The organism is Natronococcus pandeyae, from assembly GCF_008122205.1.
GTDB classification, from domain to species: Archaea; Halobacteriota; Halobacteria; order Halobacteriales; family Natrialbaceae; genus Natronococcus; species Natronococcus pandeyae.
The window spans coordinates 164,760-181,433 of record NZ_PHNJ01000005.1 but is presented as its reverse complement, the minus strand read 5'-3'; the positions used below and the strand labels follow the sequence as shown (position 1 = coordinate 181,433).

Annotated in this window: 19 protein-coding genes; 12 read left to right on the top strand and 7 right to left on the bottom strand. The window is 65.7% G+C overall.

The genetic code is table 11. The features are described from left to right. The 8 genes from CV102_RS11625 to CV102_RS11590 all read left to right on the top strand — a co-directional run bounded on the left by CV102_RS11625 (window position 1) and on the right by CV102_RS11590 (window position 7,445). Window positions 1–636: a V-type ATP synthase subunit E gene (locus tag CV102_RS11625; protein WP_148858168.1), complete on the top strand. Its 636-nt coding sequence runs from the start codon at window positions 1–3 to the stop codon at window positions 634–636. Beyond that, window positions 633–1,700, top strand: coding sequence for a V-type ATP synthase subunit C (locus CV102_RS11620; protein ID WP_148858167.1), 1,068 nt, complete (start codon window positions 633–635; stop codon window positions 1,698–1,700). The genes CV102_RS11625 and CV102_RS11620 overlap by 4 nt, the downstream gene beginning before the upstream one ends. Next, complete coding sequence (locus CV102_RS11615) at window positions 1,697–2,032, top strand: V-type ATP synthase subunit F (protein ID WP_148858166.1); 336 nt, start codon at window positions 1,697–1,699, stop codon at window positions 2,030–2,032. Before CV102_RS11620 ends, CV102_RS11615 begins: the two co-directional genes overlap by 4 nt. Before the next feature lie 2 nt (window positions 2,033–2,034). Then, on the top strand, window positions 2,035–3,798 hold the full coding sequence (locus tag CV102_RS11610) for an ATP synthase subunit A (protein WP_148858165.1): 1,764 nt from the start codon (window positions 2,035–2,037) through the stop codon (window positions 3,796–3,798). 2 nt (window positions 3,799–3,800) lie between these two features. Further along, entirely contained in the window at window positions 3,801–5,219 is a 1,419-nt protein-coding gene (locus CV102_RS11605) for an ATP synthase subunit B (protein ID WP_148858164.1), read from the top strand. Between the two features lie 157 nt (window positions 5,220–5,376). Continuing rightward, window positions 5,377–6,153, top strand: a complete 777-nt coding sequence (locus tag CV102_RS11600; RefSeq protein ID WP_148858163.1) for an endonuclease/exonuclease/phosphatase family protein — start codon at window positions 5,377–5,379, stop codon at window positions 6,151–6,153. Window positions 6,154–6,268: 115 nt separating this feature from the next. Then, window positions 6,269–7,024: a V-type ATP synthase subunit D gene (locus tag CV102_RS11595; protein WP_148858162.1), complete on the top strand. Its 756-nt coding sequence runs from the start codon at window positions 6,269–6,271 to the stop codon at window positions 7,022–7,024. A gap of 7 nt (window positions 7,025–7,031) precedes the next feature. After that, window positions 7,032–7,445, top strand: coding sequence for a DUF6276 family protein (locus CV102_RS11590; RefSeq protein ID WP_148858161.1), 414 nt, complete (start codon window positions 7,032–7,034; stop codon window positions 7,443–7,445). 57 nt (window positions 7,446–7,502) lie between these two features. Here the strand turns inward: CV102_RS11590 and CV102_RS11585 are convergent, their stop codons facing one another. From CV102_RS11585 to CV102_RS11570, 4 genes are all read right to left on the bottom strand, one after another. After that, window positions 7,503–7,895 carry a DUF5811 family protein gene (locus tag CV102_RS11585; protein WP_148858160.1) on the bottom strand — a complete coding sequence of 131 codons (393 nt, stop codon included), beginning with the start codon at window positions 7,893–7,895 and terminating at the stop codon, window positions 7,503–7,505. Window positions 7,896–7,953: 58 nt separating this feature from the next. Beyond that, complete coding sequence (locus CV102_RS11580) at window positions 7,954–8,433, bottom strand: pyruvoyl-dependent arginine decarboxylase (RefSeq protein WP_148858159.1); 480 nt, start codon at window positions 8,431–8,433, stop codon at window positions 7,954–7,956. 289 nt (window positions 8,434–8,722) lie between these two features. Beyond that, window positions 8,723–9,952 (bottom strand): proteasome-activating nucleotidase Pan2, encoded by a 1,230-nt coding sequence (gene pan2 / locus CV102_RS11575; protein ID WP_148858158.1) that lies wholly within the window; start codon window positions 9,950–9,952, stop codon window positions 8,723–8,725. Between the two features lie 81 nt (window positions 9,953–10,033). Beyond that, complete coding sequence (locus CV102_RS11570) at window positions 10,034–10,984, bottom strand: hypothetical protein (RefSeq protein WP_148858157.1); 951 nt, start codon at window positions 10,982–10,984, stop codon at window positions 10,034–10,036. A 161-nt stretch (window positions 10,985–11,145) separates the two neighbouring features. Here CV102_RS11570 and CV102_RS11565 point away from each other — a divergent pair, with 161 nt between their 5' ends. Both CV102_RS11565 and CV102_RS25945 read left to right on the top strand, forming a co-directional pair. Continuing rightward, window positions 11,146–11,598: a hypothetical protein gene (locus CV102_RS11565; RefSeq protein WP_148858156.1), complete on the top strand. Its 453-nt coding sequence runs from the start codon at window positions 11,146–11,148 to the stop codon at window positions 11,596–11,598. 80 nt (window positions 11,599–11,678) lie between these two features. Continuing rightward, window positions 11,679–11,840, top strand: a complete 162-nt coding sequence (locus CV102_RS25945; RefSeq protein WP_187432944.1) for a hypothetical protein — start codon at window positions 11,679–11,681, stop codon at window positions 11,838–11,840. Between the two features lie 23 nt (window positions 11,841–11,863). Here CV102_RS25945 and pepF read toward each other — a convergent pair whose 3' ends face one another. Continuing rightward, on the bottom strand, window positions 11,864–13,657 hold the full coding sequence (gene pepF, locus CV102_RS11560) for an oligoendopeptidase F (protein ID WP_148858155.1): 1,794 nt from the start codon (window positions 13,655–13,657) through the stop codon (window positions 11,864–11,866). Between the two features lie 95 nt (window positions 13,658–13,752). Between pepF and CV102_RS11555 the strand changes: the two genes are divergently transcribed. Beyond that, complete coding sequence (locus tag CV102_RS11555) at window positions 13,753–15,159, top strand: M28 family peptidase (RefSeq protein WP_148858154.1); 1,407 nt, start codon at window positions 13,753–13,755, stop codon at window positions 15,157–15,159. A 66-nt stretch (window positions 15,160–15,225) separates the two neighbouring features. Continuing rightward, window positions 15,226–15,387 (top strand): hypothetical protein, encoded by a 162-nt coding sequence (locus CV102_RS25940; RefSeq protein WP_187432942.1) that lies wholly within the window; start codon window positions 15,226–15,228, stop codon window positions 15,385–15,387. 23 nt (window positions 15,388–15,410) lie between these two features. On the opposite strand, the gene CV102_RS11550 is transcribed toward CV102_RS25940, so the two are convergent. Together CV102_RS11550 and truA are read right to left on the bottom strand one after the other, a co-directional pair. Further along, window positions 15,411–15,656 carry a hypothetical protein gene (locus tag CV102_RS11550; protein ID WP_148858153.1) on the bottom strand — a complete coding sequence of 82 codons (246 nt, stop codon included), beginning with the start codon at window positions 15,654–15,656 and terminating at the stop codon, window positions 15,411–15,413. Window positions 15,657–15,724: 68 nt separating this feature from the next. Further along, window positions 15,725–16,579, bottom strand: a complete 855-nt coding sequence (gene truA / locus CV102_RS11545; protein WP_148858152.1) for a tRNA pseudouridine(38-40) synthase TruA — start codon at window positions 16,577–16,579, stop codon at window positions 15,725–15,727. Between the last annotated feature and the right edge of the window lie 95 nt (window positions 16,580–16,674).

Genomic DNA, 16,674 nt, shown 5'->3' with positions numbered 1-16,674 from the left:
ATGAGTTTGGACACAGTCGTAGAAGACATTCGGGAAGAAGCCCGCGCGCGTGCGGAGGATATCCGCGACGAGGGCGAGGCTCGCGCCGAGGAGATCGAATCGGCCGCCGAAGCCGACGCCGACGAGACTCTCGAGAACGCAGAGCAGGAGATCGAGCGCGAGACCGAGCAACTACGTGAACAGCGACTCTCCAGTGCGAAACTGGAGGCGAAACAGAAGCGCCTGGAGGCCCGCCGCGACGTCCTCGGTGACGTCCGGGAACAGGTCGAAGACGAACTCGCCGCCCTCGAGGGCGACACCCGCGAGGAGCTCACCCGCGAGCTGCTCGAGGCCGCGAGCACGGAGTTCGACGACAGCGAGGCGCTCGGCGCCTCGGACCGTTCGAGCGGGCAAAGCCCACAAGAAGGGGGCGACGACGTCAGCGTCTACGGTCGTGCGGACGACCGGGAGCTGATCGAGTCGATCCTCGACGACTACGACGGCTACGAGTACGCCGGTGAGCGCGACTGTCTCGGTGGCGTCGTCGTCGAGAGCGACCAGTCTCGGGTTCGGGTCAACAACACGTTCGACTCGGTGCTCGAGGACGTGTGGGAAGATAACCTCCGGGAGATCAGCAACCAACTCTTCGAGCAATGAGTGCAGGTGCCTCGAATCCGGAATACGTGAACGCTCGCGTTCGGTCACGCCGAGCCTCGTTGTTCTCGGACGAAGACTATCGCAAGCTGATCCGGATGGGGCCGAGCGAGATCGCACGGTTCATGGAGGAGACGGAGTACGAACGCGAGATCAACGCGCTCGGGACACGCTTTTCGGGAGTCGACCTGATCGAGTACGCGCTGAATCGCAACCTCGCGAAGCACTTCGACGACCTGCTGGACTGGTCGGAGGGACGGCTCTACGACCTCATCGCCCGGTACCTCCGGAAGTTCGACGTCTGGAATCTCAAGACGATCATCCGCGGTGTGTACACCGACTCGGACGCCGAGGAGATTCAGACGGATCTCATCCGCGCCGGCGACCTCGACGATCGGACGATCGATCGGCTGCTCGAGGTCGACGAGATCGAGGACGTGATCGACGTCCTCTACGGCACGATCTACTACGAACCCCTCAGCGTGGCGTACGAGGAGTTCGAGGAGACGGGCGCGCTCGTTCCGCTCGAGAACGCGCTGGACCGGGAGTTCTTCGAGCACCTGCTCGAGGGAGTCAGTCGGCCGAACGCCAGCGAACCCCAGGAGGGGCCGGAAGCCCTCTACATCGAGTTCCTGCAGGCCGAGATCGACTTCCGTAACGCACGGAACGCGCTGCGGCTGGCCCGCAGTGGCGCCGACCTCGACCCCGCAGCCTACTACATCGAGGGCGGCGTCCTGTTCGACGAGACGGAGCTGAGTCGACTCGTCACGGACTACGACGAACTCGTCGATCATATCGGCGAGAACAAACGGTACGGCGACCGACTCTCGGGTGCGATGGATCGACTTCGAGATGCTGACAGCCTTATCCAGTTCGAGCACGCACTAGACGCTGCGTTGCTCGAGTACGCCGATACGCTCTCGAGCATCTACCCGACCTCGGTCTCGGCGGTGCTGTCGTACATCCTCGCGAAGGAGCGCGAGGTCGAGAACATCCGTGCAATCGCACGCGGCCGAGAGGTCGGTCTCACCGAAAGCGAGATCGAAGAAGAGCTGGTGATCCTATGAGTCAGGAGATCGCAGTCGTCGGCAGTCCGGAGTTTACGACCGGGTTCCGACTCGCGGGCGTTCGACGCTTCGAGAACGTCCCCGAGGAGGAGAAAGCGGAGTCGCTCGACGACGCCGCGACGGCCGCCCTCGAGGACGAGGAAATCGGCATCGTCGTCATGCACGACGACGACCTCGAGTACCTCTCGCGGAACGTCCGCCAGAACGTCGAAACGAGCGTCGAGCCGGTCGTCGTCACCATCGGGAGCGGAACCGGTGGCGGCGGACTGCGCGACCAGATCAAGCGCGCGATCGGTATCGACCTAATGGAAGAGGACGAAGACAGCGAGTAACTATGAGCCAGGCAGAAGACATCGAATCCGTCGACGAAGACGGTGTAATCGAAAGCGTGAGCGGTCCGGTCGTATCCGCCACGGACCTCGACGCCCGGATGAACGACGTCGTCTACGTCGGCGACGAAGGACTGATGGGCGAGGTCATCGAGATCGAAGGGAACCTGACCACGATTCAGGTGTACGAAGAAACCTCGGGTGTCAGCCCGGGTGAACCCGTCGAGAACACGGGCGAACCCCTGAGCGTCGACCTCGGACCCGGGATGCTGGACTCCATCTACGACGGTGTCCAGCGCCCGCTCGACGAACTCGAGGAGAAGATGGGCTCGGCGTTCCTCGACCGCGGGGTCGACGCGCCGGGGATCGACCCCGAGAAGCAGTGGGAGTTTACCCCGTCCGTCGCCGAGGGCGAGATCGTCGAACCCGGCGACGTCATCGGCAAAGTCCCCGAAACCGCGAGCATCACGCACAGAGTGATGGTGCCGCCGGACTACGAGGGCGGCAAGATCACCTCGATCGAGGCAGGCGAGTTTACGGTCGAAGAGGTCGTCGCCGAACTCGAATCCGGCGAGGAGATCACGATGCACCAGGAGTGGCCCGTCCGCGAGGCCCGCCCCGCAGCCGAGAAGGAGACGCCGACGATCCCGCTGGTCAGTGGCCAGCGAATCCTCGACGGCCTCTTCCCGATCGCCAAAGGTGGGACCGCAGCGATTCCCGGTCCGTTCGGTTCCGGGAAGACGGTCACCCAGCACCAGCTCGCCAAGTGGGCCGACGCAGACATCGTCGTCTACGTCGGCTGTGGCGAGCGTGGCAACGAGATGACCGAGGTCATCGAGGACTTCCCGGAACTGGAAGACCCGAAGACCGGGAAGCCGCTGATGTCCCGAACGTGTCTCATCGCGAACACGTCCAACATGCCCGTCGCCGCCCGTGAGTCCTGTATCTACACGGGAATCACGATCGCGGAGTACTACCGCGACATGGGGTACGACGTCGCGCTGATGGCCGACTCCACCTCCCGGTGGGCAGAGGCCATGCGCGAGATCTCGAGCCGACTCGAGGAGATGCCCGGCGAAGAGGGGTATCCCGCATACCTGGCCGCTGCGCTCTCCGAGTTCTACGAGCGCGCCGGCCTGTTCCAGAACATCAACGGGACGCAGGGATCGGTGTCGGTGATCGGCGCGGTCTCGCCGCCCGGCGGCGACTTCTCCGAGCCCGTCACCCAGAACACGCTGCGTATCGTCAAGACGTTCTGGGCGCTGGACGCGGACCTCGCCGAGCGACGTCACTTCCCGTCGATCAACTGGAACGAGTCGTACTCGCTGTACCGCCAGCAACTCGACCCGTGGTTCCGGGAGAACGTCGCCGAAGACTGGCCGGAACGGCGCCAGTGGGCTGTCGACGTGCTCGACGAGGAGGACGAACTCCAGGAGATCGTTCAGCTCGTCGGCAAGGACGCACTGCCGGAAGACCAGCAGCTCACGCTCGAGATCGCGCGATACCTGCGTGAGGCCTGGCTCCAGCAGAACGCGTTCCACGACGTTGACACCTACTGCGACCCGAAGAAGACCTACCGGATGCTCGGTGCGATCAAGACGTTCAACGACGAGGCCTTCGAGGCGCTCGAGGCGGGCGTCCCGGTCGAAGAGGTCCAGGACGTCGATGCCGCTCCACGGCTCAACCGGATGGGTGTCGCCGAGGAGTGGAACGAGTTCATCGACGAACTCGAATCGGATCTTGAAGAGCAGATCAGAGCACTGTACTAACAATGAAAGAGTACCAGACAATCACGGAAATCAGTGGTCCGCTGGTGTTCGCCGAGGTCGACGAACCCGTCGGCTACAACGAGATCGTCGAGATCGAGACGCCGGACGGCGACACCCTGCGCGGACAGGTGCTGGAATCGAGTGAGGGTCTCGTCTCGATCCAGGTCTTCGAGGGGACGGGCGGTATCGACCGCAACGCGTCCGTTCGCTTCCTGGGCGAGACGATGAAGATGCCCGTCACCGAGGACCTTCTCGGACGGGTGCTCGACGGCTCCGGGAACCCGATCGACGGCGGTCCCGAGATCGTTCCGGACGAGCGCATCGACATCGTCGGTGAAGCGATCAACCCCTACTCCCGGGAGTACCCCGAGGAGTTCATCCAGACGGGTGTCTCCGCCATCGACGGCATGAACACGCTGGTTCGTGGCCAGAAGCTGCCGATCTTCTCCGGCTCCGGACTGCCCCACAACGAACTCGCACTCCAGATCGCCCGACAGGCGACCGTGCCGGAAGAGGAAGAGGAGGGTGACGACGACGAGGAGGGCTCGGAATTCGCAGTCATCTTCGGCGCGATGGGGATCACCCAGGAAGAGGCGAACGAGTTCATGCAGGACTTCGAGCGCACGGGCGCACTCGAGCGCTCGGTCGTCTTCATGAACCTCGCGGACGACCCCGCAGTCGAGCGAACGGTCACGCCGCGACTCGCGCTGACGACGGCGGAGTACCTCGCCTTCGAGAAGGGATACCACGTGCTGGTCATCCTGACGGACATTACCAACTACTGTGAGGCGCTGCGCGAGATCGGTGCCGCACGTGAGGAGGTTCCGGGTCGCCGTGGCTACCCCGGATACATGTACACGGACCTGGCGCAGCTCTACGAACGCGCCGGCCGTATCGAAGGCCGCGAGGGGTCGGTGACGCAGATCCCGATCCTCACGATGCCCGGGGACGACGACACCCACCCGATCCCGGACCTGACCGGCTACATTACCGAGGGTCAGATCGTGATGGACCGCGACCTGAACAGCCAGGGTATCGAGCCGCCGATCAACGTCCTGCCGAGCCTCTCGCGGCTCATGGACGACGGGATCGGCGAGGGGCTGACCCGCGGCGACCACGGCGACGTCTCCGACCAGATGTACGCCGCCTACGCCGAGGGTGAGGACCTACGCGACCTCGTGAACATCGTCGGCCGCGAGGCGCTGTCCGAGCGCGACAACAAGTTCCTCGACTTCGCCGACCGATTCGAGTCGGAGTTCGTCCAGCAGGGGTACGAGACCGACCGCTCGATCGAAGAGACGCTCGAACTCGGCTGGGACCTGCTCTCGATGCTGCCCAAGGAGGCCCTCAACCGGATCGACGAGGACCTCATCGAGGTCCACTACCGCGAGGAAGAAGCCGAAGCCGTCCAGGCCGACTGATCGGCGCTCGACTCGCGCTGCGTTCTCCCGTTTTTTCGGTGGCCTCGATGCTCTGGCACCAAGACACCGATTCGTGACCGTCGCCCGTAGCCGCGCTACCAGCCGACGAGCGAATCGGATCCGCAATCATTACCCGGTAGATCGTGAGTTACGGAGTATGTCATCGCGTGGCGTTCGGACGTGTACGTTCAACGTCCGGTACGACGAGCCGGCAGACGAACATCCGTGGGACGAGCGCAAATCACGGGTGCTCGAGGCACTCGACCGAATCGATCCGGATCTCGTCGGCTGTCAGGAAGCGCTCCCACACCAGTACGACGACCTGCAAGCGGGACTCGAGGCGTACGACTGGCACGGCGTCGGGCGCCGGAACGGTGAGCGCGACGGCGAGTTCGTCCCCGTCGGATGGCGATCCGACCGGTTCGAGTGCCTCGAGTCGGGCGCGTTCTGGCTTTCGGCGACGCCGACAGAACCGAGCGTCGGCTGGGACGCGGCCCTGCCGCGGGTCGCGACGTGGGTTCGCCTGCGGGACCGACGGTCGGCGGACACGGTCTGGTTCTGTAACACGCACCTCGACCACCGCGGAGAGCGGGCGCGACTCGGGTCCGCCAGACTCCTGCGGCGGCGTGCGAACGAGCGCCTCGAAGAGGGCGAACTACCGGTGGTGACGGGGGACGCGAACTGTACGGCCGGCTCGCCGCCACACCGGACGCTGACCGCGGGCCCCCTCGAGGACGCCCGTCGCGCCGCGAGCGAGGTCGCGGGTCCCGCCGGAACGTTTCACGGCTTCGACGGGAGCGTCGGCAACCGGATCGATTACGTGTTCGTTCCGTCCGGGGTCCCGGTGACGAGCTATCGGGCAGTGGAACCGACGGAGGGCGTGCCTCGATCGGATCACCTCCCGGTGTACACCGAGTTCGAGAGCGGTGACTGAGACAGCAGCCGGCGTCGGAGCCCGTGGCGAGAGAGGCGTGAGGGCGAGAAGCCGTCTGTCGGCCCGAACAAAACTGTAAACAGTTATCCGACTGGGAGCGCAACCACCCCACAAGATGGCCAAGGACGTCAAACCGACCCGCAAGAACTTGATGGAGATCGAGGATCGGATCGAACTCTCCGAACGCGGGCACGGGACCTTAGAGAAGAAACGGGACGGGCTGATCATGGAGTTCATGGACATTCTGGACAAGGCACAGGACGTCCGCGGGGAGCTCTCCGACGACTACGAGGACGCCCAGAAGAAGATCAACATGGCCCGAGCCATGGAAGGTGACGTCGCCGTTCGTGGGGCCGCGGCCGCGCTGCAGGAACACCCCGAGATCACGACCGAGTCCAAGAACATCATGGGCGTCGTCGTCCCGCAGATCGAGTCCTCGCGCGTCTCGAAGAGTCTCGATCAGCGCGGTTACGGGATCATGGGCACCTCCGCGCGCATCGACGAGGCCGCGGAGGCCTACGAGGACCTCCTCGAGAGCATCATCCTCGCCGCCGAGGTCGAGACGGCGATGAAGAAGATGCTCCGCGAGATCGAGACGACGAAGCGCCGCGTCAACGCGCTCGAGTTCAAACTCCTACCCGACCTCTACGACAGCCAGGAGTACATCGAGCAGAAACTCGAGGAACAGGAGCGCGAGGAGACGTTCCGCCTCAAGAAGATCAAGGACAAGAAAGAAGAAGAGGAGAAAGCCGAGCGCGAGGCCGAAGACGACGTCGAGGAGACCGAAGAAGCCGCGACCGGCGACACCGCGGGCACCGACTCCGACGAGATGGAACAGTCGACTGCAGGCGGACTCCCCGGCGGCGACTGAACGTCCGATGGCCTGTTCGGCGTGTGGTTCCGACTCGGCGATCGTTTGCTCCCTTTCTGACGAGTATCGCGACTACGCGCCGGCGGACGCCGCGGTAATCAGTATCTGTACGCACTGTCTCACCGTCGATCCCGCCGACGCCACGAGTGTGGACACCGGACGCGAGGTGGAGCCCGATTTCTCCCGTCTCAGTGATTCCGTCCCGACCCGTCCGGAGCGAGCGATCCCGCTCGTGCTCGCGATCGACCTGTGTTCCTCGATCGCGACCAACCGGTCCGCGATCGAATCACTCCTCGAGGAGGTCGAACGGGCCGGCACGGACCCGCTGCTGGTGATCGATCGACTGCGTGCGGATCCGGACGTCGAGCCGGCGGTCGACCTCGAGCGACGACGCCATCAACTCGAGCAGTTACTGTACTGACCGGCTACTGGAAACGGTTCGGCGCGAGCAGGAGAGTCGGTTCGGATCGATCGAGCGCTACTTCGCGGTCGGCGTAACGTTGTTGCTGACCGCCTGTTTCACCTGGAGCGCGGCGCTCGCGGCCAGTCCGCGCGCGACCTCGTTGCGCTCGTCGGCCGTGATGAGTTCCTCGGCCGCGTCCTCGAGGTCGGGGGTGAAGCCGGCGCTGACTGTGTGGCCGACCGGTGGCTGGACAGCCACGGTCACCTGGGGACCGGTGTGTCCGCTCGAGATATCGGCGTCGACGATGTACTCCTTCGGAAGGAACTCGCGGGTGCGGGCAGCGATCCGCGAGACGTCGCGGTTGAGCCGCCGTTTCTGGGTGCTCGAGAGATCCGGAATATCAGCCGCTGCACGCTGACCAGCGCCCGTCTCGCCCGGCAACCCCGCGTACGGCGTATTTCCGTTCATGAGAAGTCGTATCGGTGGTATCGGCCCGACCGGGTAAAAGGGTTCGCCTTCAGGCAGCTTACAGGATCGGCTCGCTCTCGCCGTACACCGCGAGAACGAGCGCCGTCGTGTACGTTCCCGACTCCGCCTGGCTGCTCTCGACGACGACGTTCGGGTCGTTGAACGTCCAGTCCCGAAGCTCCTGGCCAGCCTCGAGTCCCTCGCGAACGCGTCGCTCGACGGCTTCGCGGTCCATCTCGCCGGCCGTCTCGTAGAACAGGCCGGGTCCGTCGTCGATCGACTGTGACCACGCGAGCGCGGCGCTCGCCCGGCCCGGACCGGTGGTGGTGGCTCGAGCCTCGACGACCGTCAGGCGTTCGCCGACGGGGCCGAGGTCGGGTGCGGTGCCGACGGCTTCGACGTCGACGCCGGCTGGAACGACGGACGAGACGGAGACGAGATTGTAGTTCTCGACCCCGGCGGCGGCGAGCGCGGCGTCGTACGACGCCATCGCCGTCGGCGCGGAGCCGGTTCCCCAGACGACTCGAATCATGCTCATAGAGAGGGGTCAGGGACGAGCGGCGTAAGAAGTTGCGATCCGGACTCGATCGACTCGGATCACTGACCGAACCACAGTCCAGTGGTCGGGAGCGCGGCTCGAGCAGACGTGAGAGCCGCGCGTGCCGGGGAAGGGCAGGCGGTTCACCGACACGTACCGCGAGCAGCCGTCGGCTGCGAGCGGGCCGACGACTGACCCGAAACGAAGTGGAGGGGAAGGAGGAGTGCTTTTAATCGAATTTTTGCCGAGGGTGCGCCGGAGGCGCACCCGCAGAGCAAAACTTCGTTGCTTACTGGTAAAAGTAGCCCGCCGACGAGATGACGTCGCTCGAGTCGTCGTCCTCGATCTTCTCTAATGCCTCGAGGAAGTCCTGGTGGGAGACCTCGTCGCGCTCGTTGCGGATGGCGAACATGCCGGCTTCGGTCGTGAGACTCTCTATTTCGGCGCCGGAGTAGCCGTCGGTCTCGTCGGCCAGCAGTTCGAAGTCGACGTCGTCGCCGACGTTCATGCCGCGGGTGTGGATCGCGAGGATCTGCTCGCGGCCCTCGTGGCTGGGTTCGGGAACCTCGATGAGGCGGTCGAACCGACCGGGCCGGAGGATGGCGCGGTCGAGCATGTCGAAGCGGTTGGTCGCGGCGATGATGCGGATGTCGCCGCGGGCCTCGAAGCCGTCCATCTCTGAGAGCAGTTGCATCATCGTCCGCTGGACCTCGGCGTCGCCGGAGGTCTTCGACTCCGTCCGAGTGGTGGCGACGGCGTCGATCTCGTCGATGAAGATGATGGCGGGTTCGCGCTCGCGGGCCATCTCGAAGAGGTCACGCACGAGTCGAGAGCCCTCACCGATGAACTTGCGGACGAGTTCCGAGCCGGCCATCTTGATGAAGGTGGCGTCGGTCTCGTTGGCGACGGCCTTCGCGAGCATCGTCTTCCCGGTACCCGGCGGGCCGTGGAGGAGGACGCCGCTCGGCGGATCGATGCCGACCTCTTCGAACAGTTCGGGGTTCGTCAGCGGCTGTTCGACGGCCTCTCGGACCTCCTGCATCTGCTCGTCGATGCCGCCGATGTCCGCGTAGGTCACCTCGGGTCGCTCGGTGATCTCCATCGCCTGGGCACGGGCGTCGGTCTCGGTCTCGAGGAGGTTCTGGATGGCGAACGAATCGTTGACGGCGACGCGGTCGCCAGGGGAGACGCGCTCCTGGAGCCGCGGCGAGACGTCCGTGAGGACCTCCTGGTTGTTGCCGTGCTGTTTGACGATGACTTCGTCGTCGATCACGTCCTCGACGGTCGCGATGTACAGCGACGAGCTCTTGAGGGTCTCGTTCTCGCGTTCGACGCGGTCTGCCTTTTCATGGAGGCGCTGGCGGCGGTCCTCGGCGTCGTCGAGCTGCTCGGACAGCTGTTCGTTGACTTCGACGAGGTCTTCGAAGTGACCGCGAAGCGCCTCGAGCCGTTCGTCGTCGGGGAGATCGGGGTCGATCTCGCGGTGGGGTCGGTCGGGGATAGACGGGCTTCGAGACATCTGCTGTACGCCGATTAGTTTTCGACGATAAATGTGCCTTTGGGTCGCGGATGGATTTTGACGGCGATCGGAGCGGGTCGGTTACTCGGTCTCGAGTTCGGAAACCGGGTACTCGAAGAGTCGTTCGTCCGTTTCGGAACAGGTGACGGCGATCACGTCGTGGGACCGACAGCAGGACTCGACCGTCTCCTCGCCCATGACGACCGCCCCGCCGCTGGTCGGGCAGGTCTCGAGAAACAGCCGCAGGCTGTTGAGCAGTTCGCCCTTCACCGCCGGCTCGTAGGACGTCCAGTCGTCGTCGCGGGACTCGAGGACGCGGGCGGCGGTGACGTCGGCGACGAGCGCGGCCTGGGACGGCCAGTTGCCGATCAGCTGTCGGTCCCGCCGGAGCGTTCGCGCGTCGCCGCCGTGGTCGCCGATCTCGAAGGCGTGGTCGTCGACGTCGAACCCGAGCGCGCCGGCGGCGTCCTCGCCGTCGAGCTCGTCGGCGCCGATCCGGTCGATCTCCTCGTTCCAGGCGGACTCGAACGACGCCGTCAGGCAGAGGTCGTCGATCTCGTCGCAGGGCTCGACGGCGTCGACCTCGAGGAAGTACGTCTCCGGGGAGGGCGGCTCCGGCTGCTCGAGTTCGTTCTCGGCGCCGTCGACGGGAGCGTCCACATCGGAGTCTGCGGCCGATTCCTCGGCTCCAGTATCGGGACCGGCGGCGGACCCGCCGGTCGCGTCGGACTGGGAGTCGACGGCGCCGAGACCGCCGTGGATCGTCGGCTCCGGCTCCTTGCCGAACAGCCGAAGCACCGACGGCGGGAGGTACCGTTTCGTCAATTCGGGCGTCCCGGGAACGAGGTAGCCCCGAAGGTAGATCGCTGCGGCGGACAGTCCGACGACGAGCGCTCCCGCGAGCCTGGACCGGCGCGCGACGGCGACGCCGATCGCGCCGGCGATACCGAGGTTGAGAATCGTACACGGCGCACACCGGTTCTCGCCGGTGTACTCCGGTTGACGGAGCGCGGCGATGATCGTCTCTCGCATTCTTTCGTAGATTTCAGGTGAGTATCGTATCACGCTTTCGGTGGTTTCGATCCGGTACGAGGGCGGGCGTCGAACCACCACAGTCACGAGAACACGGTCCGGACTCGACTCGGACGGCGCCCGAAGAGAACGATTATGATACCTGTCGTGTGATTTTCACTATGGCACGATTCCAGCGCCGTTTCGCACTGGTCCTCGGTGTCGGGATACTCCTCTCGTCGGTCGCGGTTCTCGCGCTCGCCGATCCGGCGAGTTGGCCGTCGATCGTCGGCGCCGTCCTCTTTTGCGTCGCCGGCGCCGCGTTCGTGTGTTCGGCGACGACAGACCGGATCCGGGTCGCCGGTCGAACGATTCGCTGGCAACAACTGAACGGCGGCGGAACGATACTGCTCGCGATCGGCTGGCTGTTCACCGCGGTGCCGACGATCGGTTCGTCCCCGCTGTTCACACTGGCGGCGGTCGTCGGCGCGCTGTCGCTGGTTTTCTTCGGCGTCCAGGCGCTGACCGACGGTCCGCACGTCGACCTCGAGGGCTCGCCCTCGAGGACGCGCCTCGGCGCGGTGCTGGTGCTCGTGGTCGTCTCCGTCGGACTCGGGGTCGCGCTCGCGATCTGAACCGGACGCGCCGAACGCTCGAGACGGGCGTCTCCCGGGGAGAACGAAGATATATCGGCACAGCCCGACTCCGGGCAGACGTGAATCGGGACCGTCGGCGACCGCTGATCGTCGCCTCGCACGGACTCGCGGGAGTCGCGCTGATCGGCTACGGGGTTCTCGTGAGCGAGCTCCTCCTCACCGGCTTCGGAGCCGTGTTGCTCGCGATTGGCGTCGTCTACCTTCGGCTCGATCTCAGTTAGCCGTCGAGAAGCAAAGCGCGCCCTCAGGTGAGCAGATCGTCCAGCTGCTCGAGTCGGCGGCCGTACGTCTCGAGCGCGCGGTCGATCGGTTCCGAACTGCTCATGTCGACGCCGGCGACCCGCAGCAGTTCGAGGGGGTACTCCCTGGAGCCGCGTCGGAGGAACTCGAGGTAGTCTTCGGCCGCGTCCGCGCCGTTTTCGTCGATCCCGTCGACGATCGCCAGCGCGGCGGAGATCCCAGTCGAGTACTGGTAGACGTAGAACGCGCGGTAGAAGTGCGGGATGCGCATCCACTCGCGGGGGATCCGGTCGTCGATTTCGGCCGGCTCGTAGTAGCGCTCCTTGAGTCCGCCGTAGATCTCGTCGAGTCGGTCTGCGGTGAGTGGCTCGCCCTCTTCCTCGAGTCGGTGAGCCTCGTGTTCGAACTCCGCGAACAGCGTCTGGCGGTAGAGCGTCGAGCGCACCCGCTCTAAGAACTCGTTCAGGACGTGCTTGCGGAAGTCGGGATCCTCGACCGTCTCGAGCAGGTGGTTCGTCAGCAGCGCCTCGTTGACCGTACTCGCCACCTCGGCCACGAAGATTTCGTAATCCGAGTAGACGTAGGGCTGTTCCTCCTTCGTCAGTTCGGAGTGCATCGAGTGGCCGAGTTCGTGGGCCAGCGTGTACATCGAGGAGATGTCGTCCTGGTAGTTCATCAGGATGAACGGCTGGGTGTCGTAGGTTCCGCCGGAGTAGGCACCCGACTGTTTGCCCTCGTTCTCGTAGACGTCGACCCACTGGGACTCGAGGCCCTCGGCGACGCGAGACTGGTACTCCTCACCGAGTGGCTCGAGCGCGTCGACGATGTACTCGGTCGCCTGGTCGTACTCGACGTCCGGCCCCTCGTCGGCCGTCAACGGCATGTAGAGGTCCCACATCTGGAGCTCGTCGACCTCGAGGGCTTCCCGTTTGAGTTCCGCGTGGTGGTGGAGTTTGTCGAGGTTGTCGTTGACACTGTCGACGAGATTGTCGTAGACGTCGACGGGGACGTTCGGTCCGTCGAGGGCGGCCTCGCGTGCAGTGTCGTAGTTGCGGGCCTGGGCCATCTTGACGTCGGCCTTGACGCTGTTCTTGTAGGAGGCGGCGACCGTGTTGCGGACGTCACTCCACTCGTCGAAGTAGCCCTCATAGACCTCTCGACGGAACTCCCGGTCGGGCCGCTTGAGCAGGTTGACGAAATTACTCTGGGTGATCTCGACGGACTCTCCAGACGGGTCCTCGACCGTCGGGAACGACATATCCGCGTTCGAGAGCATGTTGTACACCTCGCCCGTTGCGCCCGTCACCTCGCTCAGGTCGGCGAGCAGGGCCTCTACCTCCGCCGAACGCGTGTGGGGTTTCATCCGCAACACGTCGTCGACGTAGTGATCGTAGGTCTCGAGACCGGGCTCTTCGTCGACCATCGACTCGAACTCCTCGCGAGTGAGGTCCTGGAGTTCGGGCTCGATAAAGGAGGCTGCCGACTGGGCGTCCGCCGCGAGCGACTGTGCGCGGGCGGACATGGCCTGGTACTCCTGATCGGTCGTGTCCTCGTCGCTTCGCATCCGCGCGTAGGAGAAAACGGTCGACACCTCGCGCATGATCTCGTCGCGAAGTTCGAGAACCGTCTGCAGCGTCTCGGCGTCGTCGGTCGCCTCTCCCTCGTAGGCTTCGAGTTCGGCGACGCGCTCGGCGACCGCCTCGTAGGCGGCCTCCCAGTCGTCGTCGCTCGTGTAGATGCTCTCGAGATCCCAGGTGTATTCCTCGTCGATCTCGGAGCGTTCTGGAACGGAGCTCATAGCCGAGGGTTGCAAACGAAGGTGGTAAAGGGTATCGAAGCCCACGTCTTCGGCCGGCCCGACGGCTTTTGTCGGTCGAGATGAAACGAAGGGACATGAAGGAGAGCGACGGAACGCCGGCGGATCGCAGTTCGGGTTCGGCACTCGAGCGTGCGCTCGGTCGCGCGTGGTCCGACGACCGGCCGTGGAACCTGCTGACACGACTGACCGAACTCCCCGATCGGATGGGCGGCTCGCCAGGCGAGCGGGAGGGCGCCGAGATCGTTCGCGATAGCCTCTCGGAGGCGGGGGTCTCGGACGTCCGGATCGACGACTTCCCGATGCAACACTGGAAGCGAGGGCAGACCGAGTTCGCCGTCGTCGGGAACGAGACGACGGCCGACGACGACAACGGCGAGGCGACTGGGGTTAACCGCTCGTTCGAAGCGATTGCGCTCCCCTACTCGCCGGCAGGAGACGTCGAAGGCCCGCTGGTCGACGTCGGCTACGGGACTCCAGAGGAACTCGACGAGGTGGACCTGCAGGGCGCGATTGCGGTCGCGAGTACGACGACGCCTCCGGGACAGCGGTTCGTCCACCGGATGGAGAAGTTCGGTCACGCGGTCGCCGCGGGCGCGGAGGCGTTCGTCTTCGCCAACCACATCCCCGGCCAGTTACCCCCGACGGGCGCGTTGAAGTTCGACGCCGAAGCCGCGGTGCCGGGTGTGGGCGTGAGCGCCGAAACGCACGACTGGCTCGTGGAGTACGCCGAGCGCGGCGCTCGAGGACGCCTTCGCGTGGACGCCTCGACGACGGACGGCTCGAGCCAGAACGTCCACGGCACGGTCGGCCCGGCAACCGACGAGGAAGTGATCGTCCTCGCACACTACGACGCCCACGACATCGCGGAGGGAGCGCTCGACAACGGCTGTGGCATCGCGACCGCGGTCGGCGCGGCGTCGATCCTCGCGGCGCTCGAGGACGACCTCGCGTGCCAGGTGCGGATCGCCGGCGTCGGCTGCGAAGAGATCGGGCTGCTCGGCGCCGAGGCGCTGGCGGACGAGGTAGACCACGAGTCGGTCCGCGCGGTCGTCAACGTCGACGGCGCCGGTCGGTTCCGTAACCTGAAGGCGCTCTCGCACGCCTCGGAGCCGCTCGCGGACCTGGCCGACGACGTGACGGAGGCGTTCGGACAGCCCGTCGTCCACGACCCGGATCCCCACCCGTTCAGCGACCACTGGCCGTTCCTGCGCGCCGGCGTGCCGTCGATCCAGCTCCACAGCGAGCCGCCGGAGGGCGGCGAGCGGGGCCGCGGCTGGGGGCACACGGCGGCGGACACCCGCGACAAGGTCGAGCCACGGAACCTGCGCGAACACGCCATGCTGACGGCGCTGCTGGTCCGCGAACTGACGCGGACGTCCGTGCCGCGCGTCTCGGCGGACGAACTCCGTGACCGGTTCGAGGAGCAGGACTACGTGCCGGGGATGCGTGCGGCGGAAGTCTGGCCGACGGCATGGGAGTAGCGACGCGACCGTGCACATGCAGGGTGTAGGGGTTTGTCTTCGGTAGGCGAACCTTGCTGTCATAACATGACATTCGATCCACCAGTCACGTGTCCGGTCTGCCAGGAGACCCTGGAGCTGGACCGGGGGCTCGAGGATCACCTCGTCGGAAAACACACGCAGCGAGAGGTGGTTCGGTACATTATCTCGAACCAGGAGCGAACCGAGATCGGATCGCTGGCCGACTGAACGGTTCTTTGAGACACGCTCTTTTACCCGCGCATCTCGGCGTCGACCGCAGTTCGGACGACGCGAGCGACGCCGAGCATCGCGAGGAACGCGCCGGCGAAGGTGAGCGTCGCGAACAGGAAAAGGCCGATCGCGATCGGGCCGGCCTCGGACTGCGAGAACAGCGGCGAGACGACGAATCGATAGCTCAGGAAGACGAGGACTACCCCCGCGGCGACGCGAATCGACGCGCGCCAGTAGGCGCCGTACTCATCGGGCGAGAGCTCCATGCTCCGTCGATCGAACGCGGGGGTCAAAAACGCTCCCCCACGCGGTGGGAAAGTTCGATCCGTCTCGCTCAGTCCACCCCGTCTCGCAACTGCCCGGCCACCCGCGCTCCCGTCCGTCGCTCGAGACGGCGCTCGGCGAACACCGAACGCGCGCTCGCCGCGGCCCGTTCGTCGATCTCGAACTCGAGGTCGGGATACTCGACGTCGGTCAGGACGAGCGGTTCGGGCGGTGCGGGTGCGATCCCCTCGTGACCGGGCAGCGGGTCGGGATCCAGCGCGCGCTCCAGGTCGTCGAACGATCTCTCGCCGATCCCGACCGATCGGGCGAGCGAGACGAGTTGGCGGACGAGTTCGCGGGCGAAACCGCCCGCCGTGACCGTGACGACGAGGTAGTCGCCGTCGCGGCTCGCCTCGACCGTCGGCGATCGCTCGGTGTTGTGGTCGTCGGGTGTGAGGTTGGAGAAGTCGTGAGCGCCGGAGAGGGCGTCGCAGGCATCGCGGAATCGATCGTCGTCGATGGCGTCACGAGCCGGCGGTGCTCCCGTCCCGTCGCGGCGTTCCGCAGGCGGCGCGTACAGGTGGTACGTGTACTCGCGGCGAGTCGCGTGATGGGTCGCGTGGAAGTCGTCGGGCGCGTCCGCGGCCGCCCACGCCCGTATTCCGGCGGGGAGTTCGCCGTTGAACGCTCGCGGGACGAGCCACGCCGGCGCGTCGAAGGCGACCGTCTGGGCGAGCGCGGAGACGCCGGCGTCGGTTCGACCGGCCGCGGCGTAGCCGGCGGGTTTGTCCGCGTCGGGGGCGAACACCTCGAGCGCCCGGAGCGCGTCGAAGATCGCGTCCTCGACGGTCGGGACGTCGGGCTGACGCTGGAAGCCGTAGTAGTCGGTCCCGTCGTAGGCGACCCGGAACGCGCGCATCGACATCTACCTGAATCGAGCGGGGCCACCGTGTTAGAGCCGTCGACCGACGCGAACGGCCGGGCGTCGCCATCGATCCGCGGCGAAACGCCGTTTCGGCC